Source organism: Arthrobacter sp. D1-29 (genome assembly GCF_054130585.1).
On record NZ_CP096383.1, the window covers coordinates 3535042 to 3561879 of the forward strand.

Sequence of the window (26838 nt, forward strand, 5' to 3'; positions counted from 1 at the left end):
TTGTCCTGCTGAGCGCCTCACCGGCATGGCGTCACGCTATGCCGTCCGACGCCTGAACTATAGTCTGGGAGCGTGCCCGCTGCTGCCGGGAGTCCCGCGTGTGAGCGCGCAGGCTCCGCGGAGGCAAGGCACCGCAGCAAGGCGACAGTCTCACCCGGGGGAAGGAACAGGTTGTCACAACAGGATCCGAACATGCAGAGGCCGCGCCAGCCCAGTGCCGATCAGCAGCCCTGGGGGCAGCCAGCCGATTCCGGCCAGCCCGGCGCCGCCCAGCAGCCATGGGCTCCGGGGCCTGGTCCGGCAGTACCCGGGTGGGCGGCCGGCCCGGCAGCACCCGGTTCGCAGCAGCCGTGGAGCGGACAACCGGTCTGGGGTCCCCCGCCCGGTTCCCAAGATGCCCCGTGGGGCGCCCCCCAGCCTGGCCACTACGGCGGCCCGTCTCCTTATCGGCAGCACTATGTCGCCCCTCCCAAGCCCGGCATCATTCCCTTGCGTCCCCTGATGTTCGGCGAAATTCTGGACGGCTCTTTCCAAACGATCAGGCGCAACGCCAAGGCAATGCTGGGAGCTTCCCTGCTGGCGCAGTCCCTTGCCGCCGTGCTGACAGCCGTTCTTACCGCACTGTCCGCCACCTCCGGCGGATTTTTGCAAACGTGGGCTGAGGGCCTCAGCCGGGAGCAAATGCTTTCCATCGGGATCGGCTCGGCAGCCGGGTTACTCCTTTTCAGCGTCCTGACGGTGCTCATTTCCGCTGTACTCCAGGGTGCCATGGTGGTACCCGTGGCGCGGTCCGTCCTGAACAGACGCACCGGATTCCGGCAGATGTGGGCCCTCGCGAAGTCCCGCGCCGGTGCACTTATCCGGCTTGCGTTCCTGCTCCTTCTGGGCGCATTGACCGTTTTACTGATTTTCGCGGCCTTCGCCGTGGGGCTGATCAGCTCCGTGGGTCCCGCCGGAGGCCTGATTCTGTTCCCGCTCGGCCTTGCGCTCTTTGTGCTCCTGATGTGGGTGTACATCAAGCTGATGGTGGCGCCGGCAGCAATTGTCATCGAAGAGCTCGGGGCCAGGGAAGGTTTGCGCCGGTCCTGGGAACTGACGCGGGGAAACTGGTGGCGGATCCTCGGAATCACACTGGTAGTGGGGTTTATGGTCGGGATCATCGCCCAGGTGGTGATGATCCCGGTCAGCCTGCTTTCAACCTTTTTCACGAGCGTAGTTTCTCCTCACGGCGGCCCCGGGCAGGCGATCTCAGCGGCAGTGACAGTGGGGGTTGTGACGGCCATCATTGGTGCGCTGGTAGGTGCCGTGGGCTACGCCTTCCAGACCTCGGTCATGGCTCTGCTCTATCTGGATCTCAGGATGCGCAAGGACGGCCTGGACATTTCGCTGCTCCGGCTGCTGGAGTCGGGCGCCGACGCTGATGGTGTTCCCGGCCGCGGTGTTCCGGTGTACAGGAATGCACCCGGTTACGGTGCACCATCTGCCTACGGGACCCCGCCGGATGTCCGCTGAACCTCCGGTGCTTCCAGGCCGTGATGAAGCCCGGCGCTGGGCGACAGAAGAACTTGCCAAGCCCGAGTACCGCGGCGCGGAGCCGGGGTGGCTGGATAGCGTTTGGGAAGCCATTCTTGACTGGTTGCAGTCCTTGGACGGCTCCTCCTCCGGCGCAGACAACACTCCGGTGGCTCCACTGATCGGAGTGGGGATTGCCGTGATGATAGCGGTCGCCATCATCCTCGCCCGTCCCCGCCTCAACGCCAGGTCAAAGGCCGAAAAGGACATGTTCGACGCCGACACCACCGTGAGCGCGTCGGAGTACCGCTCGCGCGCAGCGGCGGCAGCGGCCGCGGGCGACTGGAGCGCCGCCGTCGTTGACTCTTTCCGCGCGCTGGTGCGCACCGCGGAGGAGAGAAACATCGTGGACGCCCGGCCCGGCCGAACCGCGGACGAAGTGGCGGGCGAACTGGCTGTTGCCTTCGGGGCCGAAGCGCAGCGCCTCGCCTGGGCTGCCCGCACCTTCGACGGGATCCGGTACGGCAAGGAAGCCGGAGAGCCCGGCGCCAATGCCGGAATGATGGCCTTGGACTCTGCCCTGCAATCGCTCAAACCTGCCAGGACTGACGCTTCGACGGATCAGACGGATCCGGCGGTCATGCTGTGACTGAAGACCTGAAGACTCAGCACCTGGCTGCCAGTGAATTAACGGCCAGTCCGGCAGTAAACCCGACCCTCCGCGGAAAGGCCGGTTCATGGATCCGGCGGCACCGCGGCTGGGCAGCGATCGGTGCCGTGTTCGCCGTCGGGCTGGCGGTTGTCATCTCTGCACAGCTTGCGCCAAAAGGTGACACGGTCCCCTTATCTGTCCACAACGTGGGGCCAAACGGAGCCCGGGCAGTCAGCGAAATCCTAGGCCGGCATGGGGTGACGGTCAGGGACGCCCGGTCCTATACCTCCGCCCTGGACTCCTTGGCCGCGAACCCCGGGGCAACGCTCCTGCTGTACGACCGGAGCGGCCTCCTGGACGAGGAACAGCTCAAGAGGCTCACTGGAGAAGCCCGGCGGGTGGTGGTAGTTACGCCGCGGCTCAACACACTCTCCGCCCTGGACAGCGGAATCAACCAGGCCGGTGTGGTCCCGGAGGCTGCCCCCACGCTGGAGCCCGGCTGCCCGCAGGCGGACGCGGAAACGGCAGGCACGGTATCCGGTGAAGACGGGTTCCTGTACGACGGCGATGAAGTCTGCTACCGCCCGCCAGGATCGGCCGCGGGGATGCTCGCCTCCACCCGGGACGGGGCCCTGACAGTCCTGGGCAACACCGCCCTGATCAATAATCAAGGGCTGGATGAGTACGGCCACGCCGCCCTTGCCCTCCGGACAGTGGGAGGCTCCAAGGACCTGGTCTGGTACCTTCCCGGGTTGGCCGACGCCAACGGCGCGGACTCGCCGGCCACGCTCGATGACCTCGCTCCGGAGTGGGTTCGGTTCCTGGGGCCTTGGCTGGCCTTTATCGCCATCCTGGCCATCATCTGGCGTGGACGCCGCCTTGGCCCGCTCGTCTTTGAGCCGTTGCCGGTTGTGGTTAAGGCGGTAGAAACGGCGGAGGGCCGCGCCCGGCTTTACCACGACTCCCACGCCATAGACCGGGCACGGGATAACCTGCGGGCCGGGACTCTTGTGAGGCTGGCCAAGGACCTTCGATTGGGCTCAGACGCGAGCGCCGAAGACGTCGCCGGGGCCGCGGCCCGGCACCTGGGCCGTCCCGACACCGGGATCAGGGAACTGTTGCAGGAACATCCAAGGAATGAAGCCAGACTGGTGCAATGGTCCCAGGAGCTGGAGAAATTAGAGAACGAGGTGAGGACCCGATGAACGAACACAGCAGCGGCCAGCAAATCCTGGATTCCCTGCAGCATGATCCCGCCCGCCAGGCACTCCTTGACGTCCGTAATGAGGTGGCCAAAGCCGTGGTGGGTCAGGACCCCACGGTCACGGGACTGCTCATTGCACTGCTCTCGCAGGGCCATGTGCTCCTGGAGGGCGTGCCCGGCGTGGCCAAGACACTGTTGGTGCGTGCCCTGTCCGCCGCGCTGAGCCTTGACACCAAACGCGTCCAGTTCACTCCTGACCTGATGCCGGGCGACGTGACGGGCTCACTGGTCTATGACGCGCATACGTCCGAGTTCAGCTTCCGGGAGGGTCCTGTCTTTACCAACATCCTGCTGGCTGACGAGATCAACCGCACTCCACCTAAAACCCAGGCATCCCTGCTGGAGGCGATGGAAGAGCGGCAGGTTTCAGTGGACGGCGTCTCGCGCCCGCTGCCGGCGCCTTTCCTGGTCGCGGCAACCCAGAACCCGGTGGAATACGAAGGAACCTATCCCCTGCCCGAAGCGCAACTGGACCGCTTCCTGCTCAAGCTCACCATGCCGCTGCCCAACCGGAACGACGAGATGGAAGTGATCCGGCGGCATGCTTCCGGGTTTAATCCCCGCGACCTCGCGGCAGCGGGGGTCCGGGCGGTGGCAGGAGCCGACGACCTGGACCGTGCGCGGCAAGCCGTGGCGAGAGTGGCCGTGGAGCCGGAAATCATTGGCTACATCGTGGACCTGGTCCGGGCAACGCGGGCCGCGCCGTCGTTCCAGCTGGGGGTCTCGCCCCGCGGAGCAACTGCACTGCTTAATACATCCCGGGCCTGGGCCTGGCTCTCCGGCCGGAGCTTTGTCACTCCCGACGACGTCAAAGCCCTCGCGCTGCCCTGCCTGCGGCACCGGGTGGCATTGCATCCGGAAGCCCAGATGGACGGAGTCCGGGTGGACGATGTGCTGGGGAGCATCCTCGCCTCCGTTCCGGTCCCCCGCTGACCGGAATGGCGATCTCCGGACGCTTTGTACTGCTGGCACTGCTTGGCCTGGCGCCGGTGCTTCTGATGCCCGGTTGGGGAACTGTCCTGGCCGTGGTCCTGGTCCTCGCCGCGCTGCTGGCTCTGGAACTCGGCCTTGCCGCTTCCCTCCGCAGCATCGACGTGCAGCGCTCTGAACCCGGAAATGTGGCCCTGCACGGCACCGCAGTATCCAGCCTCACCGTCCGCAATAACGGCCGGCGCCTCCTCCGTGCCAGGGTCCGCGACGCCTGGCAGCCCTCCGCCGGCGCACAGAACCCCGTGCAGGAGATCGACGTTCCGGCCGGCGAAAGCCGCAAGTTGGCGGTGCGGCTGAGGCCGGTCCGCCGCGGGGACCTGCGTGCCCCGCACGTGACGTTGCGGTCGCAAGGTCCGCTTCGGTTGGCGGCCAGGCAGCGCACGGTTGAATGTCCCGGCTCCATCAGGGTCCTTCCGCCGTTCAACTCCCGCCGGCATCTCCCGTCCAAGCTCCGGAAGCTGCGTGAACTGGACGGCAAGGCCGCGGTGCAGATCCGGGGCGCAGGCACGGAATTCGATTCCCTGCGTGACTACGTCCGCGGGGACGACGTGCGTTCCATTGATTGGAGGGCAACAGCACGCCGCTCTGCCGTCGTCGTCCGCACGTGGCGGCCGGAGCGCGACCGGCGGGTGGTGATCATCCTGGACACCTCCCGGACATCAGCGGCCCGGATCGAGGACGAGCCACGGCTGGATACCGGTATGGAAGCGGCCCTCTTACTGGCGGTGCTGGCCGAACGTGGCGGTGACAGGGTTGATTTCCTCGCCTTCGACCGCCGCCCGCGGGCCAGGGCAGGATCGGCCACCACCGGCAATCTCCTGGGCCAGCTGGTGCAGGCCATGGCCCCGCTGGATGCGGAACTGATCGAGCTGGACTGGTCAAGCATCCCGGGCCAGGTCCGTGGGGTCTCGGCGCACCGTTCCTTGGTGGTGTTGCTGACATCGCTGGATGGCGGAGCGCCGGAGGAAGGGCTCATTCCCGTGGCTGCACAGCTGGCGCAGCAGCACGTGGTGGTGGTGGCGTCCGTCCGGGATCCGCTGCTCGGCCTGATGTTGCGGGAACGGCACAACGCGTCCAGCGTTTTTCGTGCGGCAGCGGCGGAACGCACCCTGCTGGAGCGTGAGGCCGTCAGCAGCCAGCTGCGCCACCAAGGGGTGGAGGTGGTGGATGCTGAACCGCATCAGTTGCCGCCGCAATTGGCCGACATGTACATCCGCCTCAAGGCTGCCGGTAGATTGTGAACCCGCGGTCCCTGCCGCTTCCCGTATCGCCCTCAGGAGGACCCGAGTGAACGTTCCCATCTATCAGCAGGCCCTGGGCCAAGACTTCAACAGGCTGCAGCCCGAGCTCCAGGACTACTTTTCCCTTGTGCCGGGCTCGGGCCAGTACGGAGTAGGCGAGGGTGTTTTTGACGTGGTGGGTTGCCGGCAGCGCTGGCTGAGACCCCTGTTACGGCTCACGTCCCCGGAGGAGGCGTTCTTCCCGGAATATGGTGAGGGCATTCCATTCAGGATCGAAAACCATGCGCATCTGGATCCTTTCGGACGCTCCAGCCTTACGGCCAGGCGGGAGATCAGGTTTCCCTCCCGGACCCGCATTTTCCAGGACACCACCAGTGTGGACCAGGGTGAAGGCGTTCCGCGGCTGGTGGATTATGTGGGCCGCTACCGGCGTTTGGTCACCGACCTTAACCTCAGCGTCACGGCTGAAGGCCGGCTGCGTGGCATCTCGGATGCCTCCCGGTTATTCCTCGGACCCCTCCGCCTGCCCCTGCCGCCGTCGTTTGATGCGAAGGCGTACGCGGAGCAGTGGTGGGACGCCTCGGAGGGGGCCCACGGAAAGCACCGGATCCAGGTTAAGGTCATCCAGCCGCAGATCGGGCTGGTCCTGGTCTATGCGGGAAGCTTCGACTACCGGTTGCGCCCGTACTCCGGTGGCAGCTCCGCCCTGAGCTTCCTGCCCCGCTATGCCCAGCCGGACCGTTGGGAGCGCCGGACCTAGGGAGTGTCTCCTTAGTAGGAGACCTGCCTGGCGATTTTAGCCCTGCGCCACCTGGTTCAGCCCGTCAACCACCTGGGTCAATCGGGTAAGCACCGCGGTTGCCGTTGACGGTGTCAGGCCTGCGAGCCCTGCCGAGGGTGTCACCCGCAATGTACTGAGTGTCGACGCCGGCAGGCCCAGTTCGTGCCATGGCCGCCAGACCGAGTCCACTGCGCCGGCCACCTTGGGTAGTGTGCCCACGCCAACATCCAATACGCCGGCCCAGAGCCGGGTTCCGCCTTCCAGGGCTTCGGCAAGCTGCTCCCACTGGCGGGAGGTCAGGGCCTTGAGGGGGACGGCTATGGCGTCAGCCCCGGCAGCAAGGATCCGTTCGAACGGTGCCTCAATTTCGGGAACTGCAACGGCGATTTCAGCGGCTCCGGCTGCACGAAGCGACTCAATCACCACGCGCCAGGATTCAATGGCTTCCTGTCCTCCTACCGCGCGCAGCGTGCGGTAACCGCTTGATGTCGGAATGGTGCCGGCGAGGACGGCGGCGATGTCCGGCTCGTCCACCTGGACCACCAGTCGGGCACCGGGGACTGCCGATGAAACACGTGCCAGGTACGATCCGACCCCGGCAGCCAGTGACTCCGCCACGTCACGGCGGGCCCCATAATCGATGAGGGCCCGTTCTCCGTTGTGGAGGTGCAGTCCGGCGGCGAGGCTAAGGGGCCCCAGCAACTGCACCTTGATTTCCGATGCTGGCCTTTCCTCGGCGCCGGCAACGTCCGCCAGGACATTGATGTCTGTGGACAGCGCGGATGCAGCGCGCCGATAGTCCTTGCCGGGGCGGTCAACGAGGCGCCAGCCATTAGGTTGGACGTCAACCGCCATCTCCACCAGGAGTGAAGCCGTCCGCCCCACAGCATCGGAACCCACGCCGCGGTCCGGCAGTTCGGCGAGGTAGGGCATGTGCGGGCTGCCGAGTTCACCACGGATGATACGGGCGGCTTCTAAGGGGTCCTCCCCCGGCCAGGAGCCCAAGCCGGTGGCAGTGACCTCCGACGGCGGCGCCTTCAGATCATGTGGCAGGTCCCGCTCCGGCTCCTGGCGGCTGTTCACCCTCACGCTACGGCGGAGGCTTGCGGGCCGGGAGATACTGCCGAGCCCTGGGATGCCTGGGACGCGTCCTGTTCTGCGTCCTGCCTCCCCGCGGCGGCCTCATGGTCTTCGGCGATGGCTTCATGATGGCGAATGACCTCGCCGATGATGAAGTTCAGGAATTTCTCGGCAAACGCCGGGTCAAGGTGTGCTTCCTCAGCAAGCCGGCGGAGCCTGGCTATTTGCGCGGTTTCACGGCCAGGGTCTCCTGCAGGAAGGCGGTGGGCTGCCTTCAGGAAGCCCACTTTTTGGGTGGCCTTGAACCGTTCCGCCAGGAGGAACACCAAGGTGGCATCGATGTTGTCGATGCTGGAGCGGATGGACAGCAGTTCCGCCATTACCGAATTATCCACCTGGCCTGCCAGCGAGCTGGCCCCGGCGTCGTAGGCTTCGGTGTCAGGAACGTCATGGTTGTGCTGCGTCATGATCCAAGTCTATGGGCAGGAGGGACGCCCCGCCGGTTCAGTGGCGGGGCGTTGCTCCGTACCAACATCGTTCATGGACGATGTCAGGGGCCACAAGGTTAAGCCGGCGGTGTCAGCCAGCCCTTAGAGCTCAGCGCGCTGCAATGAGCGGGCGGCGTCGATGGTTGCCTGTCCCAGCACCCGGGTGCCCTGGTAGAGGACCACAGTCTGTCCGGGAGCCACGCCCCGGAGCGGGTTGGTCAGCGTAACCAGCAGCTGCTTCGCCACACCTTCTGTTGCTGCTCCTGAGTCTGCTGGAGGCACCATTCGTGCCGTGGCCGGAACGGGGTCGCCGTGCGCACGCACCTGGGCATGGCAGTCGAACTCTGCGCCCGTTTCCACCTCGGCGATGGGCAGTCCGGCCCAGGACACCTTGATCCCACGGATCTCGTCAATGGCCAGCAGGGCTTCGGGCCCCACCACAACCTTGTTTTCCTTCGGCCGGATCTCCAGCACAAATCGGGGCTTGCCGTCAGAGGCAGGCGTTCCGAGCTTCAGGCCGCGGCGCTGGCCAACAGTAAAGGCGTTTGCCCCCGGATGCTCTCCCACTTTCGTGCCGGTCTCATCCACGATGTCACCGGTGGTCATGTCGATCTTCTCGGCCAGCCAACCGGCGGTGTCGCCATCCGGGATGAAGCAGATGTCGTGGCTGTCAGGCTTGTTGGCCACGGAGAGGCCACGGCGCTCGGCTTCGGCTCGAACCTCTGCCTTGGACGGGGTGTCTGCCAGCGGGAACATTGAATGTCTGAGCTGTTCGTGGGTGAGTACTCCCAGGACGTAGCTCTGGTCCTTTGCCCAGTCGGCGGCACGGTGCAGCTCGGGGTTTCCTGCCCCGTCCGTGATCACCTTGGCATAGTGGCCCGTGCAGACGGCATCAAATCCGAGTGCTATGGCCTTTTCCAGCAGCGCGGCGAACTTGATCCGCTCGTTGCAGCGCATGCAGGGGTTGGGAGTACGGCCAGCGGCGTACTCGTCAATGAAGTCCTGGACTACGTCTTCCTTGAACCGCTCGGAGAAATCCCAGACGTAGTAGGGGATTCCCAAGACGTCGCAGGCGCGCCAGGCATCCCGTGAATCCTCGATGGTGCAGCAGCCGCGGCTGCCTGTCCGGAGGGTGCCAGGCATCCGTGACAACGCAAGGTGAACGCCGACGACGTCGTGTCCGGCTTCAACGGCACGTGCTGCGGCTACGGCGGAATCGACTCCGCCGCTCATGGCTGCTAGAACTCGCATGCTGGCTTTCTCTAGGATTTGGAGGTGTTCGCCGGCAGGCTGCCGCCGTTCGGGTCGGCGGCAGGCAGGATTAGCACAATGCCAGCGGCTCCATTCTATCGCCACGCCGAATGCTGCCCAAAAGGCATTGACTGCATCCACAGAAGCTTCTAAAGTCAGGAATAGTAGTTTTAGAAACACAGCACGCTGCACGCGGGAATCGAGCGGACATGACCGAGGAGCATATGGTGATCGTTGGTGCCGGGCTTGCCGGTGCCACGGCAGCACGGACCCTGCGTTCCGAAGGTCACACGGGCCCGGTCATCCTGGTTGGCAGCGAGCGCCACAACCCCTACATCCGCCCGCCGCTGTCGAAGGACTACCTGCTGGGCAAGGAAGGCGAAGACAAAGCTGCTGTGGTGCCGCCGGGCTGGTACGCGGAGAACGACGTCGACCTGCGCCTTGGCGTGTCAGTCACCGGCATACGTCCGGACGCAGGCACGGTGCAGCTTAACGACGGAACATCACTGCCGTACCAGTCTCTGCTGCTCGCCACCGGTGCGGTCCCCCGCACCATTCCGCTGCCGGGGAGCGAGTTCTCAGGGGTCACCACGTTCCGCACCCTCGATGACAGCCGCCGGCTGCGGCAGCTCCTGGACCAGGGCGGAAAAAACGTGGTGATGATCGGCTCCGGCTGGATAGGCATGGAACTGGCAGCCGCCGCGGCGACTTATGGCAACAACGTCACGCTGCTCGGCCGGGAAGACGTTCCGCTGGCCGCCGCCATTGGCCCCGAGTTGGGCGGCTTCTTCCGCTCCCTCCACCAAGCCCATGGCGTGAACTTCAGGCTTCCGGCATCAGCCCATGAACTCACGGGCACTGACGGCGCCGTCTCGGCAGTGGTCACCGACAGCGGTGAAGTCCTCCCCGCCGATGTTGTGGTGATTGCAGTGGGGGTTGTACCCGACGTCGGACTCGCGCACACCGCGGGGCTGAAAGTGGAGAACGGCATACTCACCGATGAGTCCCTGCGGACCAGCGTGACCGGCATTTTCGCGGCGGGCGATGTTGCCAACGCCCTGCATCCTTTCACTGGCCAGCACTACCGCAGCGAGCATTGGTCCAATGCCCTGACCGGCGGCAAGGTGGCAGCCCGGGCGATGCTGGGCCTGGATGCGGTTCACAGCGCCATCCCCTATTTCTATACTGACCAGTTCGACGTCAGCATGGAGTACTCGGGATTCCCCGATCTGGCCACCGGCACGAAACCGGTGATCCGGGGTTCGCTGGAGGCCAAGGAATTCATCGCGTTCTGGCAGCGAGACTCCCGGGTGGTAGCCGGAATGAGTGTCAACTGGCCCCGCACGTCAGGCCCGGCGCAGAAGGTCATCAAGGCCCTCATCACGGGCCGCCTCCAGGTGGCTCGGGAACGGCTGGCGGACGCCTCGGTGGGCTTGGATCAGATGCTGCTGCCGGAGGCCTGACGGGCCACCGTACCTGCCGTCTGGATCGAGGATTCGCGCCCCGCCATGCCCGCCTGCTGCGCCCGCTCATAAGCGTTGGGAAGGGCTGCCAGCAGGGCGTCGACATCCGCCGGGGTTGATGCATGACCGAGGGTGAACCTCTGGGCGCCGCGGGCCGTCTCTTCATCCAAACCCATGGCCAGCAGAACGTGGGATGGCCGTGGAACTCCGGCTGTGCAGGCAGATCCGGTGGACGATTCCACTCCTGCCAGGTCCAGCAGGAACAGCAGTGAATCCCCTTCACAGCCCGGGAACGTGAAGTGTGCATTGCCGGGAAGCCGCCCCTCCGCCGGGGCCCCGCGCAGGACCACCTCCGGGATGCTGCCCCGGACACCCTCAATCAGGCTGTCCCGCAGTTTGGAGATCCGGGCCGACTCTGTTGCCAGGTTCGCGGTGACTGTCTGCGCCGCCGCTGCAAAGGCGGCAATGGATGCGGTGTCCAGTGTCCCGGAACGCACATCCCGCTCCTGGCCCCCGCCGTGTTGCACCGGGGTGAGTTTCACCGCACGTCCCAGCAGCAGGGCGCCGACCCCCACAGGGCCGCCAATCTTGTGTCCGGAAATGGACATGGCGTCAAGGCCCGAGCCCTTGAAGTCAACGGGCAAGGAACCGAAAGCCTGCACCGCGTCCGAATGGACGGGCACCCCCGCCACGTGGGCCAGCTCCACGATCCTGTGCACCGGCTGGATGGTGCCCACTTCGTTATTTGCCCACATGACCGTCACGAGAGCGACCGTTCCCGGTTCCCTTTCCAGCTCGGACCTGAGAACTTCCAGGTCCACCACGCCGTCGGCGTCCACAGGCAGCCAGGTGACCACGGCGCCCTCATGGCGCTCCAGCCATTCCACCGTATCCAGCACGGCCGGGTGTTCGATGGCGGAGCAGAGGATGCGGCGCCGGGAGGAATCTTCACCGGACCTGGACCAGAAGAGGCCCTTGACGGCAAGGTTGTCCGCTTCGGTTCCGCCGGAAGTGAAGATGACTTCTGAGGGGTGGGCGCCGGCGGCCGCGGCAATGGTTTCCCGGGCGTCCTCGACGGAACGGCGCGCCCGGCGGCCCGAGCCGTGGAGTGAGGATGGGTTGCCCGTGCGGGCGAGTTCCCGCGTTAGAGCTGCCAGCGCCTCGGCGGAGAGAGGCGTGGTTGCTGCATGATCCAGGTAGACGGGCACCCATCAATTCTAGCCGCGTTCCCGGGTGCGGTCCTGGCATCACCTGTGAGCTGAGCCTTCGCCAGCGGAGCCGAACGGCACCGGCTGATGCGGCCCCGGCGCCGATGCAGATCACGGCGGGGTAATCCTGGCGCAGCATTGGCCGGGCACGCTATTTGCCGTCACACGTTCCTCCGAATCCCCGCAGCCTGCAGCTGCGCCGGTCAGGAAGGCTCCGTTCATGGCACAGACCACCGCGGCATGGCCCTCGGAGAGCCGATGGAACGGGCAGTTGACCAGGACGAAGCCGCCTTCTCCGTCAGGTGCAGGCTGATAGCCCTCCCCCGCGAGGAACTCTTCCAGGCTTCCGCTGCCCTCCGCCATTGCCTTGCCCTTGCGGTAGGAAGTGGCCACCAGCGAATCGTGGACGGAGCTCCCGGCTGCGACAGACTCCTCGATGGCGGTGGCCATTAACTCCCCCGCGAGGTCGTAGTTGCGGTCCGGGACGAAGGCCCCTACCTCCCGCGCAGCCGTCCGATACATTTTCGCCGGGCGGCCGGAGCCCGGGCCTGCTTTTCCTGCCGGCTTCTGGAACTCGACAGACAACAGCCCGTCCTGGACCAGCCGGTCCAGATGGAAGGACGCCGTACTTCGGGGCAGTCCGAGGGCAAGTGCGGCTTCATCGCGCCCCACGGCCCCGGCGGAGGAAGCCACTAATTCAAACAGCTGCCGGCGTTTGTCATCGCCCAGCGATGCAACTGCCGCCATACGGCGCATCCACGAAAGTCTGCCCATCGGAACCCTTCCTCTAAAAACAACTTCTCTTGCTTAATTATGGACTCGTTTCTAAAATAGAGAAACCTACTTTTAGAAGGAGTTCGTCATGAAAACCAACCCTGCAGCACGGACAGTCAGCCAAACGCCGGCGATGGAACCGGCACGGCAAGCCTTCCTGCTGCTGCGTACCGTTTTTACCGTCGCGCCCATACTTTTTGGGCTGGACAAGTTCACCAACCTCCTCACCGACTGGACTATGTACCTCGCCCCCGTGGCGACGTCAGTGGTGCCGCTGCCTGCGCAGACGTTCATGTACGTCGTCGGGGTTGTGGAAATCATCGCCGGCATCGCGGTGGCGGTCCGCCCGCGGTTCGGTTCCCTCTTGGTGGCCGTCTGGCTGCTCGGCATCATCGTTAACCTGCTGATCCTGGGCAGCTTCTACGATGTGGCGCTTCGGGACTTCGGTCTGCTCGTTGGAGCATTGGCCCTGAACCGGCTGTCCCCCGCCGGCACCCGCGGCCAGGGCCGCAAGCTCTGGCGCCGCTGACCCAGCGCGATGACCCTGGCGCGGTAACCGTAGGGCTATTGCGACGGCGGCACTAGTTTGACGGCGGGACGATCAGTAGCCGCTGGGAGGCCTCTGCACGGGCAGCCGCGAGCGCCGCGGCGTCGGGGCATGAGACCGAAAGGTAGACGGAGGAACCGGCAGTGCCGAAGAGCCTTGCCATGATGGCTGTGGCTTTTCCCCCCGGAGGTGCTGGCTGTTCAAGGGCCAGCACCTCCACCTTTGGTCCTTGTTTGTCAGGTTCACCGCCCCAGCGGAGGGTTTCTGTCTTGAGGTATTCGGGCAGGATGCTTGGGTCCAAGTACTCGAAGAGGCCTGCGGTGGAGGCCCGGTCATCAGCCAGGACCAGCGGCGTCTGGTCGATACGGACCTTGGTGGCCACGAGGCAGCCATCGGCCTTGAGGTACTGGCTCTCACCAGCCGCGTTTTCCTTGACCTGCGTCCAGCCCGGCGCTTCCTTCAGTCCGTCAGAGATCCCCACCGGAACACCCTTCGCCAGCGTGGTGCCCGCAGCAAACGTCATGTCTTTGGCCGCTACCGCCGCCGCGTCGTGGCCAGGAGTGATGGTGGGAGTGGCCAGGGCCGGCGCCGTCTGCTCCGTCTTCGGGGCGGCCGGATCGGGGACGTCAATGCTGCACCCCGTCAATGCTGCTGCCGAAAACAGCGAACCAACCACCACCACAGCTGCAGACCGTGCCTTCACTTCCACCCCAATACTTCCTGCTCCCCCATGGCCGCACGACGGCCGTCATCACCCAAGAGTCTAGGCGCCAGCCGGACCAGCATGCGAAGGGACCCCTGCAGTTCTCCGCTTCCCCTGCTGGAAAGAGTACCCAGCACACCAGGATTTGATCCGGGAACCGCCGGGACAGCCACAGTCGTTGTCTGGGCAGGCCGTTAAACTTGGCTCACCGGGCTGCCTGAAGTGGACTGGCCAGATCAACAAAAGGATGAGTGCTTGACCGAGAGCAGCAGCTCCCACTACCAGGTGCTCCGCGTCGCCGTGACAGCCACCGACAAGGAGATCAAGGTGGCCTACCGCCGGGCGGCCCGCAAGGCCCATCCCGATCATGGCGGCGACGCCGCCGCCTTCCGCCGCGTGACGGCAGCGTATGAAACCCTTATCGACCCCAAACGCAGAAGTGCCTACGACCGCTCCTATGCCGCGGGAACAGCCGGCAACGGTTCCGGCGGCGAGGGTTCGGGGCCGCACTTCGACGCCCCGGCGGCAGGCAGTCATGCCTCGGCCACCGTCCACCGTCCCAATACTCCGCGCAACACCGCCGGTGATGCACCGGTCTACGTCCCGCCCTTTGACGCGGCGGCGTTTGATGCTGCGGGAACCGTCCCGCTGATACCCCTCAGCCAGGCAAGCCAGCAGGTCCATGGGATTCCGCGAAAACGGGGCATCTTTGGGGCCGAGGCACGGATCCAGCGTGAGATGCGCACCGTGCAGCTCATCAGCCGGCAGGTTCTGCCCGCAATTCCAGCGGCACGCCTGATCAACGGGCTGCAGTCACCGGCGGACAACAGCCACATCGACCACGCCCTCCTTTCCGGCTACCGGCTTGCCATCATCGGTTCCATGCTCCTGCCCAAGGGCGCCTACGCCTGGGACGGGCAGGCCCTGCACCACGGCGGACGCTCCATCGCCCCGCCGCAACTGGCCCACGTGGTGCGGGCCATGCAGGAGATCTTTCCAGAGTTGAACGTCACCGGCTGGACAGTCATCCACAGCCCCGACGGGAACCTGCATGAGCCCGTCATCGATCGCCACCGGCGTTCCGGCAGCAGCCACGAGATCGTCCAGGTGGTCAACGCGGCCGGACTGGTCCGCGGCCTCAAGCAGTTCCTTTCCTCCGGTCCCGCGCCGAACACCGTCAACGTGCCCGTATTGGCTCGGCTTTTGCGGGGCATGCACTGACTGCCTGGCCTGTTGACTAGGATTGGACGGTGTTCCGTATCCTCTTCCATGCACCCGAAATCCCCGGCAACACCGGCAACGCCATCCGGCTGGCGGCCATCACCGGCGCCGAGCTGCACCTGGTGGAACCCCTTGGCTTTGATTTTTCAGATGCCAAACTCCGCCGGGCTGGTCTCGATTACCACGACCTTGCCGTGGTCACCGTCCACAAAACGATCGAGGATGCCTGGCGGCACCTAGACCCGGACCGCGTGTACGCGTTTACGTCCGACGGGCAGGCGAGCTACACGGACATAGAATACCGTCCCGGCGATGTCCTCATGTTCGGCCAGGAGTCCGTGGGGCTCCCGGAGCACCTCAAGCGGGATTCGCATGTCACCGCCACTGTCCGGCTCCCGATGCTCCCGTCACTGCGGTCGCTGAATCTTGCCAATGCCGCTTCCATCGCGGTCTACGAAGCCTGGCGCCAGCAGGGTTTCGCGGGCGCGCAGACCTGACGGCAGGCCGGCAGTACCTGGCGCAGGCCGCGCGGTATTTCCTCGCCGTCACCCATCCGGACCCGCCTTAGTTCCGAATCCCTCTTGAGAACATTCGATGGTCGGCGAGGAGCGACAGGTGACCCCACTGGAGGCGGGACGGGGCACAGGCCCCCAGGGATTCACAGCTGTGGGCGGCGATACCGGCCAGGGCGCCATTGCGTCGCCGTCCCGAGACCTATGCTTGTTAGTGATGGAAACTCCCAACGCACCAAACTTCGAGGCTCCGGCCGCCGTCACCGAATCGCCGGCTGACGTCAGCCAGCGCCTCGCCGGGCTGATCGGACGTATCGCCGAGGGAGACCAGCAGGCGTTCGCGGACTTCTACCAGCTGACGTCGCGCCGGGTCTTCGGTATGGCCCGGCGGGTCCTGATCGATGCCGAACTCAGCGAGGACACCACACAGGAGGTCTTCATCCAGGTCTGGCAAAACGCGGCAAAGTTTAATGCGGAGGCCGGGAGTCCGCTCTCGTGGCTGATGACCATCGCGCATAGGCGGGCTGTGGATAAAGTGCGCTCGTCGCAGTCGGCAACAGACCGGGAGGCCCGGTATGGGGCCAGTACTCAGGACATCGATCACGACTCCGTCTCTGATGAAGTGGGCAGCAAACTGGAAGCCGAGGCGGTGGTCCGATGCCTCGAAACGCTTACCGATACACAGCAGGAATCCGTCCGGCTCGCCTACTACGGCGGCCTCACATACCGGGAGGTCGCGGAGCGCCTGAACGCCGCAGTGCCTACCATCAAGTCCCGCATCCGCGATGGACTGATCCGCTTGAAGACATGTCTGGGGGTGAGTTGAGATGAGAGAAATGAACAATCACGACGGCGCCCGGCGCCCGGGCTCGTTCGGGGATACCGTTGCCACTGACCTGGCCTCGGGGCGGGCGGTGGATTTGGCCGAGTTGTATGCGCTGGACGCCCTGACCCAGGACGAACGCTCAGCCATTGAGCAGTACATCGACGCCGCCCCCGAGGATGAGCGCAGCGCCTTCCAGGAACGGGTCCGCCAAGCCAGGGAAGCCCTGGCGGTCACCTTTACGGCCGAGGAGGACCCTCCCGCGGATCTCTTCACGCGCATCGTTTCGCAGTTGCCGGCCCAGCAACAGCCGGCGCAAACACCCGCCCCTTTTGGCATTAGTGCTCCGCCGCCGCCCGCGGTGGCGGACGGCGCCGCGGTTAGCGATGAACTGTCTGCTGCAAGGCAACGCCGGGAAGAACGACGCCGGATGGCCGGGCCACGCCGCTGGCTTGCGGGCATTGCCGCCGCGGCGTTCCTGGCGCTGGGCGGGGTGGGCGTCGGTGCGTACATTGCCGACCAAAATGATCCGCTGAACCAGGTGGTCCGGGCTGAGGATGTCCGCGAAGCCTCCGTTGACGTTTCCGGCGGTGGGACGGCCACACTGTTGATCTCGTCCTCCAAGGATGCAGCTGTAGTCAAGATGAACGGCGTACCGGCACCTCCGGCAGGCAAGGTGTACCAGATGTGGCTGATTCCCAAAGACGGCTCGGCACCCGTCTCCCAGGGCCTGATGGACGAAGAGGCACTGTCCAAGCCCGCAGTCGTGAAGGGAATCACGTCCGCCACGGCACTGGGCATTACGGTGGAACCCGCCGGCGGCTCAGGCGTCCCGACCTCCCCCACAGTGGCCACTGCCGAGCTGGGCGCCTGACACCTGCGCGGTGTTTACCACCTCAAAGCCGTGAACAGGCAGGGCTTTGAGGTGGACCCGCAACTAGAAGCCGGCGATGGTCCCCGGACCGTTGACCGCCACGACGTGGAAGGCCTCAGCACTTCGGCCATCGGGCAGGCCGGCGCGCCTGGCACCGGCGATCATCCCATCCTTGACGGCCGCTTCCATGGCAGCCACATCCGGATGCTGGCTGACGTGCACGTGGATGGCCTCAAGCTTGCTGCCCACATGGTCCGTGACATCAACAAAGTGGTTTTCCCGTTCCTCCGGCCCTGCATACAGCCAGAGCCAGGGCAACTTATAGGCTGCCAGTCCGCTTTCCGCAAGCTCAGGGTAGGCGAAAGGGTTTTCCACGGCGGGGTAGACGGCGCGGGTGACGGCCTCCCCCACCGCGAGATGGTCCGGGTGGCTCTTCTGGATCCGGTTCCAGTTCCGCTCGGGGTGCATGGAAAGCACAACGTCCGGCCGGATTTCGCGGATCAGCTTCACGACACCACGCATCACCTGGTGGTTCGGCTCCAGGTACCCGTCGCGTTCGTGCAAATAGTGGATGTCCGTGACACCAACCAATGCTGCGGCGCGCTCCTGTTCGGAGGCCCTCATGGCGATGATCCGGGCCCGGTGGTCAGGATCGAAGCCGCCGGCGTCGCCGTCGGTCATGATGCAGTAGCTGACCTGTACACCGGCCGCCGTCCAGGCAGCGATGGTGCCAGCGGCGCCAAAGTCGATGTCGTCAGGATGGGCCGCGAAACAGAGCACCCGCCCAACCCGGTGAATTGCCGGGTTGAACGGGCTCTGCGAAGCCTTGCGATCAGTCAAGGTCAGCCTTTTCGCCGTTTGATCTCTTCCGTGGCCTGGGGAAGGACGTCAAACAGATCCCCGATAATGCCAAAATCGGCGATCTCGAAGACCGGTGATTCTGCATCCTTGTTCACCGCCACGATGACCTTGGCCGTCTGCATGCCGGCCTTCTGCTGGATCGCTCCGGAAATGCCGGCGGAAATGTAGAGCTGGGGCGAGACAGTCTTGCCCGTCTGGCCCACCTGGGCGTCATGGCTGATCCAGCCTGCATCGGTGGCCGCACGGGAAGCTCCCACGGCAGCGCCCAGGGCATCGGCCAGCTGTTCCACAGGACCGAAATCGCCGTCCAGGCCACGTCCGCCGGCCACCACGATCCGCGCATCAGTCAGGTCCGGGCGGCCGCTGGCAACCTTCTGCCGGCGTTCGGTGACGCGGGCCGCTGCAGCAGTGCTGTCAGCCGGAACCTCAACGATGACGGTTTCCGGGGCAGTGGGAGCGGGCGCCGGTTCGGGTGTCACATTGTTGGCTTTCACCGTCAGCACCGACACGGCGGTGGTAACCTTCGCTGCCGTGTTGTAGGAGCCTGCCAGCACGGATTTATGAGCGGTCCCGTCGGCGTCAACTGCCACAACATCGGTGATAACGCCTGCATTCAGCCGGATTCCCAGCCGGGCGGCAATTTCCTTGCCCTCCGGCGAGTTGTCCAGGAGGACGGTGCCGGCACCCGTTTCAGCGACGGCGGCCGCAAGGTAGGCAGCCTTGGGAGCCACGAGGTAGTCGTCAAGGTCCTGGGCGGATGGCCGCAGAATTTTGGCTGCCCCATACTCGGCGAGCGTGGCGGCGACGCCATCGTGAAGCTCGCCGTTCAACGCGACTATGGTCTCCCCGAGGGAGCGCCCAAGCGTCAGGAGTTCCAGGCTGCTCTTCTTCAGGGCATCGCCCGGGTTGTCAATGAATACAAGTACGTTTGCCATGTCTGTGATCCCTCTTAGAGCAGCTTCTGGGCGGCCAGGAAGTCGACGAGCTTGATGCCGGCGTCGCCCTCGTCCGTGATGATGGTTCCTGCGGTGCGCGGCGGGCGTTCCTCCGCAGACGTCACTCTGGTCCATGACCCGGAGTGGCCCACCTGCGCGGGATCCACTCCGATGTCCGACAGCGAGAGGGTGGTGATGGTCTTGCGTTTGGCGGCGATGATGCCCTTGAAGTTGGGGTAACGGGGCTCGTTGATCTGGTCGGTTACGGACACCACGGCAGGCAGCGGTGCCTCTACGGTCTCCGAGTAGGTATCGGCGTCGCGGCGGGCGGTGAGCCGGCCGCCGTCGACCTCAAGGGAAGATGCGAAGGTCACCTGGGGAAGGCCCAGGCGCTCTGCCAGCTGTGCGGGCACCAGCGACGTTTCACCATCGGTGGAAGCCATGCCCGTGAGGACAAGGTCAACGGGTGCGTCAGCGCTTAGGTGGCGGATTGCGGCGGCGATCGCCAGCGATGTGGCTGCGGCATCCGAGCCGGCGAGCGCGTCGTCTGTGAGGTGCACGCCTTCGGTGGCGCCCATCTGCAGTGACTTCTTTACGGCGTTCACTGCCCCCGACGGTCCCATGCTGAGGGCGATGACCTGATTGCCGGCCTTGCCTCCGCCGCGGGCTTCGGCCAGCTGCAGTGCAGCCTCGAGGGCGTACTCGTCCAGCTCGGACAGGATGCTTTCGTCACGGTCGGTGGTGTAGCCCTCCCCGTTGAGGTGACGGTCAAACTGGGCGTCCGGTACATGCTTGACCAGGACGATGATCTTCAATGTCTTCTCCACTGTATTTACAGCAGCCTTCCATGCTTGTGGATAGCCAGCCGGGTGAGGTCATGGCCGCGGAACGCCCGGGGTACGGGTAGCTCCTAGCTAACCATATAGGCGCGCTCCGGCACCGCCTGCGTTAACGCCTGTGTCAGGCGCCGGCCGCCCGGCAATCCACCACGCACAGACGACGACGGCGGAGGCACCGTTTCGGGTGGCCTCCGCCGTCGTCGGAACTTCCTTCTTGTGAGGTTCCGTTTCCGCTGTTACTGCTCGGCCGCCGTACCCAGCGTGACGTCCAGCGTCTGTTCCTGGCCGTTCCGGAGGATGGTGATTTTCACCTTGGCGCCGGCCGCCTGCTCACGCACGGCTGCCGTCAACTGGTTGGGGTCGCTGATGGCCAGATCATTGAACTTGGTGACCACGTCCCCCACTTTGATCCCCGCGTTGGCTGCAGGGGAACCCGCTTCAACGGTTGCCACGTCTGCGCCCACCGAGAAACCGGAAGCGGAGCCGGACGAGGACTTGTCCTTCACACTGACGCCCAACTGGCCATGGGAGGCCTTGCCTGTATCGATGATCTCCTGGGCCACCCGCTTGGCGTGGTTGATCGGGATGCTGAAGCCTACTCCGATGTTGCCGCTTGTGGATGACGCTGAGGAGCCTGCCGAGGCGATTGCCACGTTCACGCCGATGATCTCGCCCTTGGTGTTGACCAGGGCGCCGCCGGAGTTGCCGGGATTGATTGCCGCGTCAGTCTGGATGACGTTGATGGAGATGGAGCCCTGGCCTGGCCTGGCCTGGCCCTGCCCGCCGTCCGGCGGCGCGAACTGGAATCCGCCCTCGTCGTCGCTCTGGGAATCGTCGCCGTTTTTTGGGGCTGCGGAAGATGCAACGCTGATGGTCCGGTTGAGCGTTGACACGATGCCGTCAGTCACTGTCCCGGTGAGCCCCAGCGGAGAACCGATGGCGATCGCCGTATCTCCAACATTTAGCTTGGAGGAATCTCCCAGGGTGGCGGCAGTCAGGCCCGAGGCGTCGTCAACCTTGATGACCGCAAGGTCGGACAGCGGGTCTGTACCAACCAGCTTGGCGCTGAGGACCCTGCCGTCGCTGGTGCGGATCTCCAGAGCTGCATCAGCTGTCTGTCCATCCAGGGTGACCACATGGGTGTTCGTCAAAATGTGGCCCTCATCATCAAGGATGATGCCCGATCCCGTACCGCCGGCACTGCCACTGCTGGCGCTGATGGTTACCACGCTGGGAGTAGCCTTCAAGGCCGCTGCCGTGATGGCGTTCACGTCGTCCCTGTTGTTCACGATGACCGGCGCAGCCTGGCTGCTGTTGCTCACTCCCGACGACGAGCCCGGATTGAAGAGGCTGCTTGACCCAACAGTGGCTACGCCGCCGCCCACCAGGCCTGCCGCCAGGATGCTGGCAACCAGGGTGCCGACGCCGAAGCTGGCCTTCCGGCGCGGCGCATTGGCCGGATTGGACGCGCTGGCGATGCCGCCCGGGCCGCCGGCAAAGCCGCCAGGTCCGGCCGAGTGCGCAGCATGCTGTGCGTACTGCTGGCCGGCGTGGTACTGGCCCGCATGCTGCTGGACGTAAGGCTGTTGACCCGTGTTCTGCCCGCCCTGACTGTGCTGGCCGTAATTCGGCTGGCCAGGCTTCTCTTGGCCGGGGTTCTGTTGGCCATAGAACGGCTGACGGGGAGGGTACTGAGGCTGGGGGGCAGAGGCCAGCGGCTGAGTGGAGTTCCAGCCGTCCTGGGGCCGGTCAAGCCTCTCGGTCGAATCGCTGCGTCTGTCCTGACCTGCAGGAAGGTCGTCATGGGGCTGGTTCCCGTTGGAGCGCATCGCCGTGTCCTGCAGCTTGGGCCCGTTGTCTGCCGCAGTTCCCGGGGTGGGATCAGTCAGGGTGGGATCAGTCAAGGTTGGTTCAGTCGACGGCTCAGCGTTGTTCCCGTCCCGGGCCTCCGGCTGCTCCGGTGCGTCGTGCCTGCCCGGATTCCGGTTCTCAGGCGCTGCACCCGGTGTTGGGTTCTCAGTCATTGGACTTCCTTTCATCCTCGTCTGTATTAACTATGGACCCCACGGCTGGAACTAGGTCGGACGTTTGCTGGGAGCTTCCTGAACGAAGATTTGCGAGCCGCCCGGGAGGCTGCCGGGATGCTTTGGAGGCCGCCGGGATGCTTTTCGCTGCTGGCATATTCGGCGCTGTGGACGCTCCAATAGGTGCACCATAGAATCAAAAGGAAATGCCACAGCGACCTGCGGCTTTACACCACGCGTGGGGGCGCTGTGCATTCTGAGACGACTGATTCGTCCCGAATTGGTGTCAGGCGTGCTGAAGGGTTGCACATGCTGTCAAAGTTCAAACGTACACTCGCCGTTATTGGCCTGACAGGGTTGTTGGCGGCCCCCGCGGCCGCGGCCTGGGCTGAGCCACCGGTGACCATCCCCTCCGGAACGAACGTCGTAGATAACGCCAACGTTCTGGGCTCCCGCAAGGGCGAGGTTCAGGAGGCAGTGCAGAAGCTTCTCAAGGATCACAAGTACAACTTGTACGTCGTGACTGTGGACTCCTTTACAGATCCTGCCGACCCCAAAGAATGGTCGCAAACCGTCGCCACGACCAAGGGCATGGGCCGGGCAGACGTGATCCTCGCGATGTCCGACGACGGCAAGTACTATTTTTCCCCTAACTCAGCCAGCCCGATTTCTTCGAAGACCGCCGCTATCAGCCAAAATGCCGTTGTCGCTAACTTGGGGGGCGGCAAGAGGGATTTTGCCCAAGCAGCCATTGACACCGCACTGGCGGTCGGGGATGCGGCCTCCGGCGGCAGCGGCAATGTTTCTTCCGGGGATGGTGCGGGCACCGCAGTCCTCGTCGGTGCCGGAGTAGTAGCCGCGGGAGGGGCCGGAGCCTACCTGTACTTCCGCAACAAGCGGAAGAAAGCCGGCCAGGCTTCCAGCGCCAGCTACGGCCCGCAGGGTGCTGAACTGGACCCACTCGCTTCGCTCAGCGTGGAGGAGCTCCGCCGCAAGAGCGGCTCCCTGCTCATCGAAGCCGATGATGCGATCAAGTCCAGCGAGCAGGAGCTGATGTTCGCCCAGGCCCAGTACGGCGATTCCGCCGTCGGAAACTTCACCAAGGCGCTGGCGGAAGCCAAGGGACACATGTCCGAGTCCTTCAAACTGCAGCAGCAGCTGGACGACCACATTCCCGACACAGAAGAGCAGCAGCGCAGCTGGCTGGGTGAAATCATCCGCCGGTCGGAGGCCGCCCTGGCCTCGCTCCAGGAGCAGAAGGCTGACTTCGATTCCCTTCGGGAACTGGAGAAAAACGCCCCGCAGGCCCTGGCCGCCGTTAACGGAGGAGCGCGTGAAGCTGATGCCAAGATCGCCAGCGCCGAGCAGTCGCTGACGATGCTCCGCTCCAAGTACGCGGACAGCGCCCTTGCCCAAGTGTCGGACAACATCACGCAGGCTAAGGAACGTTTGGCCTTTGTGCAGAATGCCACGGCCGCGGCTCAGGAGAAACTCGCCGAGGGCGAGGCCAGCCTTGCAGCTGTCGCAGTCCGCGCGTCCGAGGAGAGCCTGCACCAGACGAACGTCCTGCTGGACGCCATCGCCAAAGTCTCGGCAAGCCTGGATGAGGCACGCAGCGGCCTTGAGGCTGCCGTCGTCGAGACATCCCAGGACCTTGCGCAGGCCAAGGCGATGATCCAGTCCGGCGCCCACCCCGAACTGGCCGGCCCGGTGGCACGGGTTGAAACTGCCCTGAGCCAGGTAAAGGCTGAGATCCAGGGCGGCAAGATCGATCCACTCGCTACCTTGGACCGTGTGGAAACAGCCCACCAGGCCCTGGACCAGGCCCTGACCGGAATCCGGGACCAGCAGGAACAGGCCAGGCGGGCCCAGGCCGCGCTGCAGCAGACCATCATGGCGGCGCAGGCACAGATCAGCGCAACCTCAGATTACATCACGGCGCGCCGTGGCGGGGTGGGGACGGAAGCCCGAACCCGCCTGGCCGAATCGCAGCGCAACCTCGACTACGCTCTGTCCATCTCACGCAACGACCCCGTGACCGCACTCACTTATGCACAGCAGGCCCACGCCCTTGCAGCGCAGGCCGCGCAGCTTGCCCAGGCCGACGTTGATAACTTTGGTGGCTACGCCAACCAGGGCTACGGCGGCGGTGGCATGTTCGGCGGTGGCGGAGGCGGCGGCCTGGGCGGTGCCATCCTTGGCGGCATCCTGATCAACTCCATCCTCAACGGCGGCGGCGGTGGCGGATGGGGCGGTGGCCACAGCGACGGCGGTGGCTGGGGCGGAGACTCCGGCGGCGGCTTCGGTGGAGGTGACTTCGGCGGGGGCGACTTCGGCGGCGGCGACTCGGGAAGTTTCTGATCTCGCAATGACTAAGCGCCTGCCAGCACCTGGGCAAGGCGGATAGAAGCGGTACAACAACTGTTCACTGATATCAGTGGCCACCACTGAGCAGGACGAAAGGTAACACCATGGTTAAGCAGTCCATTTTCGGCCGCATCGCGCAGCTTGCAAAGGCAAACATCAACTCTGTGCTGGACAATGCTGAGGATCCACAGAAGATGCTGGATCAGATGGTCCGGGACTACACCAACAACATCGCGGAGGCTGAATCCGCCGTCGCGCAGACCATCGGCAACCTGCGCATGCTTGAGGATGACTACAACGAGGACATCAAGAACGCGCGCGACTGGGGCAACAAGGCCCTCGCAGCCTCGCGTAAGGCTGACGAGTACCGCAGTACAGGGCATACTGCCGACGCCGAGAAGTTCGACAACCTTGCCAAGGTGGCACTCCAGCGTCAGATGTCTGCCGAGAACGAGGCAAAGGGTGCCGAGCCGAGCATCTCCTCGCAGCGGGAGGTAGTGGACAAGCTGAAAACCGGCCTGGACCAGATGAAGGGCAAGCTCAACGAGCTCACCAGCAAGCGAAATGAACTTGTGGCCCGTTCCAAGACTGCCGCAGCCCAGTCGCAGGTCCACGATGCGATTAAGAGCATCGACTTTATGGATCCCACCAGCGAGGTAGGCCGCTTCGAAGAGAAGATCCGCCGCGAAGAGGCGAAGGTGCGGGGTCAGCAGGAACTTGCTGCGTCAAGCCTGGACGCCCAGTTCAACCAGCTCGAGGACCTTGGCGAGCAGGTTGAGATTGAAGCCCGCCTGGCCGCGCTGAAGTCCGGCGGCACCTCCAAGCCCGCCATTGGCGCTTCCAGTGCTGCAGCAGGTTCAGAATCAACAGTGGAGGAAGCGGACTTCGACAAGCTCTAAACGCGCTAGGGGCAGCCCGTGATACAGGGAGCAGCCGGCAAAGGCGCGTGAGCGTCCACAGGAAGAATGCGAAAGCCCGGGGTTCATAAGAACCCCGGGCTTTACTGTGCAGACCCACAGAACGGCACGCGACCAGTTTGGAGGCCGGTCAGCGGCTGACTTTGCCCATCAGCGAAGCGATGGGGCGAAGGAAAATGGGCCGGGCCAGGAACCAAGCGGCCACCATGACTGCCACCGAGGCGACAAACACCCAGAACCCAACCCAGCCGGCGTCGTCGCTTCCGCCGTACATGTGGTTCAGGTTGCGCAGGGCCCCCGTTGCCAGCACCAGGAACACATGCACGACGATGAACGCCGCAAAGTAGATCATGACCGGGAAATGGATGGCACGCGCCAGCTCGATCGGATAGGCCTTGTTCAGGGCAGTGGCCTTTTTGGGCCACGCAGAGGACGTCCGGATGCCGGAGATAAAGGCAAGCGGTGCGGCGATGAAGACCGTGGCGAAATAGGTGAGCAGCTGGAGTGCGTTGTAGTTCACCCAGCCGTTCTCCGTGGGCCAGTTCAGGGAGGCGTACTGAAGGGCTGCCGACAGGGCATTCGGGAAGACATCCCAGCTGGTGGGCACGATTCGCATCCACTGTCCGGTCGCGAAAAGCAGGATCGCGAAGACAATTCCGTTAAGGATCCACAGCGCATCCAGCGTCAGGTGGAACCAGAGTTCAAGTGTGATCTTGGTCGGCGGGTTCTTGGTCTTGATCAGGCCCTTGTTATTGCGCGTCCAGTGGCCGCTGGGGCGCGTGGTGGTGCGCACCTGCCAGCCAGTGCGGATGATCAGCAGCAGGAAGAAGGCGTTGAGGAAGTGTTGCCATGCCAGCCAGGCGGGAAAGCCCACAGGTGCACCCTCAGGAAGATTGGAATGCCCGGGATAGTCAGCGATAAAGGAAGCGACAGGAGCCAGCCCGGTTATCCACCTGGCAAGCAGGACCACCAGCACCAATGCCACGAAAGCAGCGGGCACACCCCAGTAGAGCCTTGACCGCTTGCCAGTCGCGGGACCGGACTTCTTCGTGGGTGTGGACATCGAACAACATTCCTTTCGAGAATGATTAACCAGCGCTCAAAACGTGAGGCTCTGCGAAAGAGAATACTAGGAACTGCCAGCAATCGAGCAAAAAGAAGGCCCCGTCCGGCGTAACTGCCGGTCGGGGCCTTTCACATGGTTGCGGGGACAGGATTTGAACCTGTGACCTCTGGGTTATGAGCCCAGCGAGCTACCGAACTGCTCCACCCCGCGTCGCTTGATCAACACTACCCTACTTTTGCGGCCACTTTATCCAGCCCCAAGAACGTCAGCCAAATGGAGATAACACGGTCAGAACGGCCGTGCGATTATGCCGTGCAGTTAAACAGAAAAGTCCGGATCTGTTTCCAGAATCCGGACTTTTCATCAGTTGCGGGGACAGGATTTGAACCTGTGACCTCTGGGTTATGAGCCCAGCGAGCTACCGAACTGCTCCACCCCGCGTCGC

General features: G+C 64.6%; 25 protein-coding genes and 2 tRNA genes. 14 read left to right on the top strand and 13 right to left on the bottom strand.

From position 1 onward, the window contains the following. Positions 1 to 192: 192 nt before the first annotated feature. Genes M1E17_RS15885 through M1E17_RS15910 form a run of 6 tightly spaced genes read left to right on the top strand, consistent with a single transcriptional unit; the run spans position 193 to position 6419 of the window. Complete coding sequence (locus tag M1E17_RS15885) at positions 193 to 1512, top strand: DUF7847 domain-containing protein (protein WP_457962932.1); 1320 nt, start codon at positions 193 to 195, stop codon at positions 1510 to 1512. Then, positions 1502 to 2161, top strand: coding sequence for a DUF4129 domain-containing protein (locus tag M1E17_RS15890; protein ID WP_457962933.1), 660 nt, complete (start codon positions 1502 to 1504; stop codon positions 2159 to 2161). The genes M1E17_RS15885 and M1E17_RS15890 overlap by 11 nt, the downstream gene beginning before the upstream one ends. Beyond that, positions 2158 to 3369, top strand: a complete 1212-nt coding sequence (locus tag M1E17_RS15895) for a DUF4350 domain-containing protein (RefSeq protein ID WP_457962934.1) — start codon at positions 2158 to 2160, stop codon at positions 3367 to 3369. The genes M1E17_RS15890 and M1E17_RS15895 overlap by 4 nt, the downstream gene beginning before the upstream one ends. Beyond that, entirely contained in the window at positions 3366 to 4361 is a 996-nt protein-coding gene (locus M1E17_RS15900) for an AAA family ATPase (protein WP_457962935.1), read from the top strand. Before M1E17_RS15895 ends, M1E17_RS15900 begins: the two co-directional genes overlap by 4 nt. Before the next feature lie 5 nt (positions 4362 to 4366). Beyond that, complete coding sequence (locus M1E17_RS15905; protein WP_457962936.1) at positions 4367 to 5659, top strand: DUF58 domain-containing protein; 1293 nt, start codon at positions 4367 to 4369, stop codon at positions 5657 to 5659. Between the two features lie 46 nt (positions 5660 to 5705). Next, positions 5706 to 6419: a DUF4166 domain-containing protein gene (locus M1E17_RS15910; RefSeq protein WP_457962937.1), complete on the top strand. Its 714-nt coding sequence runs from the start codon at positions 5706 to 5708 to the stop codon at positions 6417 to 6419. Positions 6420 to 6455: 36 nt separating this feature from the next. Here M1E17_RS15910 and M1E17_RS15915 read toward each other — a convergent pair whose 3' ends face one another. From M1E17_RS15915 to mnmA, 3 genes are all read right to left on the bottom strand, one after another. Further along, positions 6456 to 7481, bottom strand: a complete 1026-nt coding sequence (locus M1E17_RS15915) for a hypothetical protein (protein ID WP_457967787.1) — start codon at positions 7479 to 7481, stop codon at positions 6456 to 6458. A gap of 44 nt (positions 7482 to 7525) precedes the next feature. Next, positions 7526 to 7987 (bottom strand): chorismate mutase, encoded by a 462-nt coding sequence (locus tag M1E17_RS15920; RefSeq protein WP_457962938.1) that lies wholly within the window; start codon positions 7985 to 7987, stop codon positions 7526 to 7528. A gap of 123 nt (positions 7988 to 8110) precedes the next feature. Further along, positions 8111 to 9241 carry a tRNA 2-thiouridine(34) synthase MnmA gene (gene mnmA / locus M1E17_RS15925; RefSeq protein ID WP_457967788.1) on the bottom strand — a complete coding sequence of 377 codons (1131 nt, stop codon included), beginning with the start codon at positions 9239 to 9241 and terminating at the stop codon, positions 8111 to 8113. A 227-nt stretch (positions 9242 to 9468) separates the two neighbouring features. Between mnmA and M1E17_RS15930 the strand changes: the two genes are divergently transcribed. Further along, positions 9469 to 10722, top strand: a complete 1254-nt coding sequence (locus tag M1E17_RS15930; RefSeq protein ID WP_457962939.1) for an NAD(P)/FAD-dependent oxidoreductase — start codon at positions 9469 to 9471, stop codon at positions 10720 to 10722. On the opposite strand, the gene M1E17_RS15935 is transcribed toward M1E17_RS15930, so the two are convergent. Both M1E17_RS15935 and M1E17_RS15940 read right to left on the bottom strand, forming a co-directional pair. Continuing rightward, the gene (locus M1E17_RS15935; RefSeq protein ID WP_457962940.1) at positions 10698 to 11930 is read right to left on the bottom strand and encodes a cysteine desulfurase family protein; all 1233 of its coding nucleotides are present in this window, start codon (positions 11928 to 11930) and stop codon (positions 10698 to 10700) included. The two genes, M1E17_RS15930 and M1E17_RS15935, sit on opposite strands and share 25 nt — an antisense overlap. A 111-nt stretch (positions 11931 to 12041) precedes the next feature. Further along, positions 12042 to 12677, bottom strand: a complete 636-nt coding sequence (locus M1E17_RS15940; RefSeq protein ID WP_457962941.1) for a helix-turn-helix transcriptional regulator — start codon at positions 12675 to 12677, stop codon at positions 12042 to 12044. 115 nt (positions 12678 to 12792) lie between these two features. On the opposite strand from M1E17_RS15940, the gene M1E17_RS15945 reads away from it, so the two are divergent. Then, on the top strand, positions 12793 to 13233 hold the full coding sequence (locus tag M1E17_RS15945; protein ID WP_457962942.1) for a hypothetical protein: 441 nt from the start codon (positions 12793 to 12795) through the stop codon (positions 13231 to 13233). 52 nt (positions 13234 to 13285) lie between these two features. Here the strand turns inward: M1E17_RS15945 and M1E17_RS15950 are convergent, their stop codons facing one another. Further along, positions 13286 to 13960: a hypothetical protein gene (locus M1E17_RS15950; protein ID WP_457962943.1), complete on the bottom strand. Its 675-nt coding sequence runs from the start codon at positions 13958 to 13960 to the stop codon at positions 13286 to 13288. Between the two features lie 249 nt (positions 13961 to 14209). Between M1E17_RS15950 and M1E17_RS15955 the strand changes: the two genes are divergently transcribed. The 4 genes from M1E17_RS15955 (at position 14210) to M1E17_RS15970 (ending at position 17384) form a co-directional block, all read left to right on the top strand. Then, positions 14210 to 15175 carry a J domain-containing protein gene (locus M1E17_RS15955; protein ID WP_457962944.1) on the top strand — a complete coding sequence of 322 codons (966 nt, stop codon included), beginning with the start codon at positions 14210 to 14212 and terminating at the stop codon, positions 15173 to 15175. 29 nt (positions 15176 to 15204) lie between these two features. Continuing rightward, positions 15205 to 15672: a tRNA (cytidine(34)-2'-O)-methyltransferase gene (locus tag M1E17_RS15960; RefSeq protein WP_457962945.1), complete on the top strand. Its 468-nt coding sequence runs from the start codon at positions 15205 to 15207 to the stop codon at positions 15670 to 15672. Between the two features lie 232 nt (positions 15673 to 15904). Next, on the top strand, positions 15905 to 16513 hold the full coding sequence (gene sigK / locus M1E17_RS15965) for an ECF RNA polymerase sigma factor SigK (RefSeq protein ID WP_457962946.1): 609 nt from the start codon (positions 15905 to 15907) through the stop codon (positions 16511 to 16513). Position 16514: 1 nt separating this feature from the next. Next, the gene (locus tag M1E17_RS15970) at positions 16515 to 17384 is read left to right on the top strand and encodes an anti-sigma factor (RefSeq protein ID WP_457962947.1); all 870 of its coding nucleotides are present in this window, start codon (positions 16515 to 16517) and stop codon (positions 17382 to 17384) included. 63 nt (positions 17385 to 17447) lie between these two features. On the opposite strand, the gene M1E17_RS15975 is transcribed toward M1E17_RS15970, so the two are convergent. From M1E17_RS15975 to M1E17_RS15990, 4 genes are all read right to left on the bottom strand, one after another. Further along, the gene (locus M1E17_RS15975) at positions 17448 to 18224 is read right to left on the bottom strand and encodes a PIG-L deacetylase family protein (RefSeq protein WP_457962948.1); all 777 of its coding nucleotides are present in this window, start codon (positions 18222 to 18224) and stop codon (positions 17448 to 17450) included. A gap of 2 nt (positions 18225 to 18226) precedes the next feature. Then, positions 18227 to 19180 (bottom strand): electron transfer flavoprotein subunit alpha/FixB family protein, encoded by a 954-nt coding sequence (locus M1E17_RS15980; protein ID WP_457962949.1) that lies wholly within the window; start codon positions 19178 to 19180, stop codon positions 18227 to 18229. A gap of 14 nt (positions 19181 to 19194) precedes the next feature. Continuing rightward, positions 19195 to 19995, bottom strand: a complete 801-nt coding sequence (locus M1E17_RS15985) for an electron transfer flavoprotein subunit beta/FixA family protein (RefSeq protein WP_457967790.1) — start codon at positions 19993 to 19995, stop codon at positions 19195 to 19197. Positions 19996 to 20255: 260 nt separating this feature from the next. Continuing rightward, complete coding sequence (locus M1E17_RS15990) at positions 20256 to 22043, bottom strand: S1C family serine protease (protein ID WP_457962950.1); 1788 nt, start codon at positions 22041 to 22043, stop codon at positions 20256 to 20258. Positions 22044 to 22352: 309 nt separating this feature from the next. Here M1E17_RS15990 and M1E17_RS15995 point away from each other — a divergent pair, with 309 nt between their 5' ends. Together M1E17_RS15995 and M1E17_RS16000 are read left to right on the top strand one after the other, a co-directional pair. Next, a complete protein-coding gene (locus M1E17_RS15995; RefSeq protein WP_457962951.1) occupies positions 22353 to 24404 on the top strand; it encodes a TPM domain-containing protein in 2052 nt (683 codons plus the stop codon). 110 nt (positions 24405 to 24514) lie between these two features. Then, on the top strand, positions 24515 to 25309 hold the full coding sequence (locus tag M1E17_RS16000; protein WP_457962952.1) for a PspA/IM30 family protein: 795 nt from the start codon (positions 24515 to 24517) through the stop codon (positions 25307 to 25309). Between the two features lie 148 nt (positions 25310 to 25457). On the opposite strand, the gene M1E17_RS16005 is transcribed toward M1E17_RS16000, so the two are convergent. From M1E17_RS16005 to M1E17_RS16015, 3 genes are all read right to left on the bottom strand, one after another. Continuing rightward, positions 25458 to 26390: a cytochrome b/b6 domain-containing protein gene (locus tag M1E17_RS16005; protein ID WP_457962953.1), complete on the bottom strand. Its 933-nt coding sequence runs from the start codon at positions 26388 to 26390 to the stop codon at positions 25458 to 25460. 136 nt (positions 26391 to 26526) lie between these two features. Continuing rightward, a tRNA-Met gene (locus M1E17_RS16010) sits at positions 26527 to 26603 on the bottom strand. A gap of 157 nt (positions 26604 to 26760) precedes the next feature. Continuing rightward, positions 26761 to 26834, bottom strand: a tRNA-Met gene (locus M1E17_RS16015). Positions 26835 to 26838 lie beyond the last annotated feature (4 nt).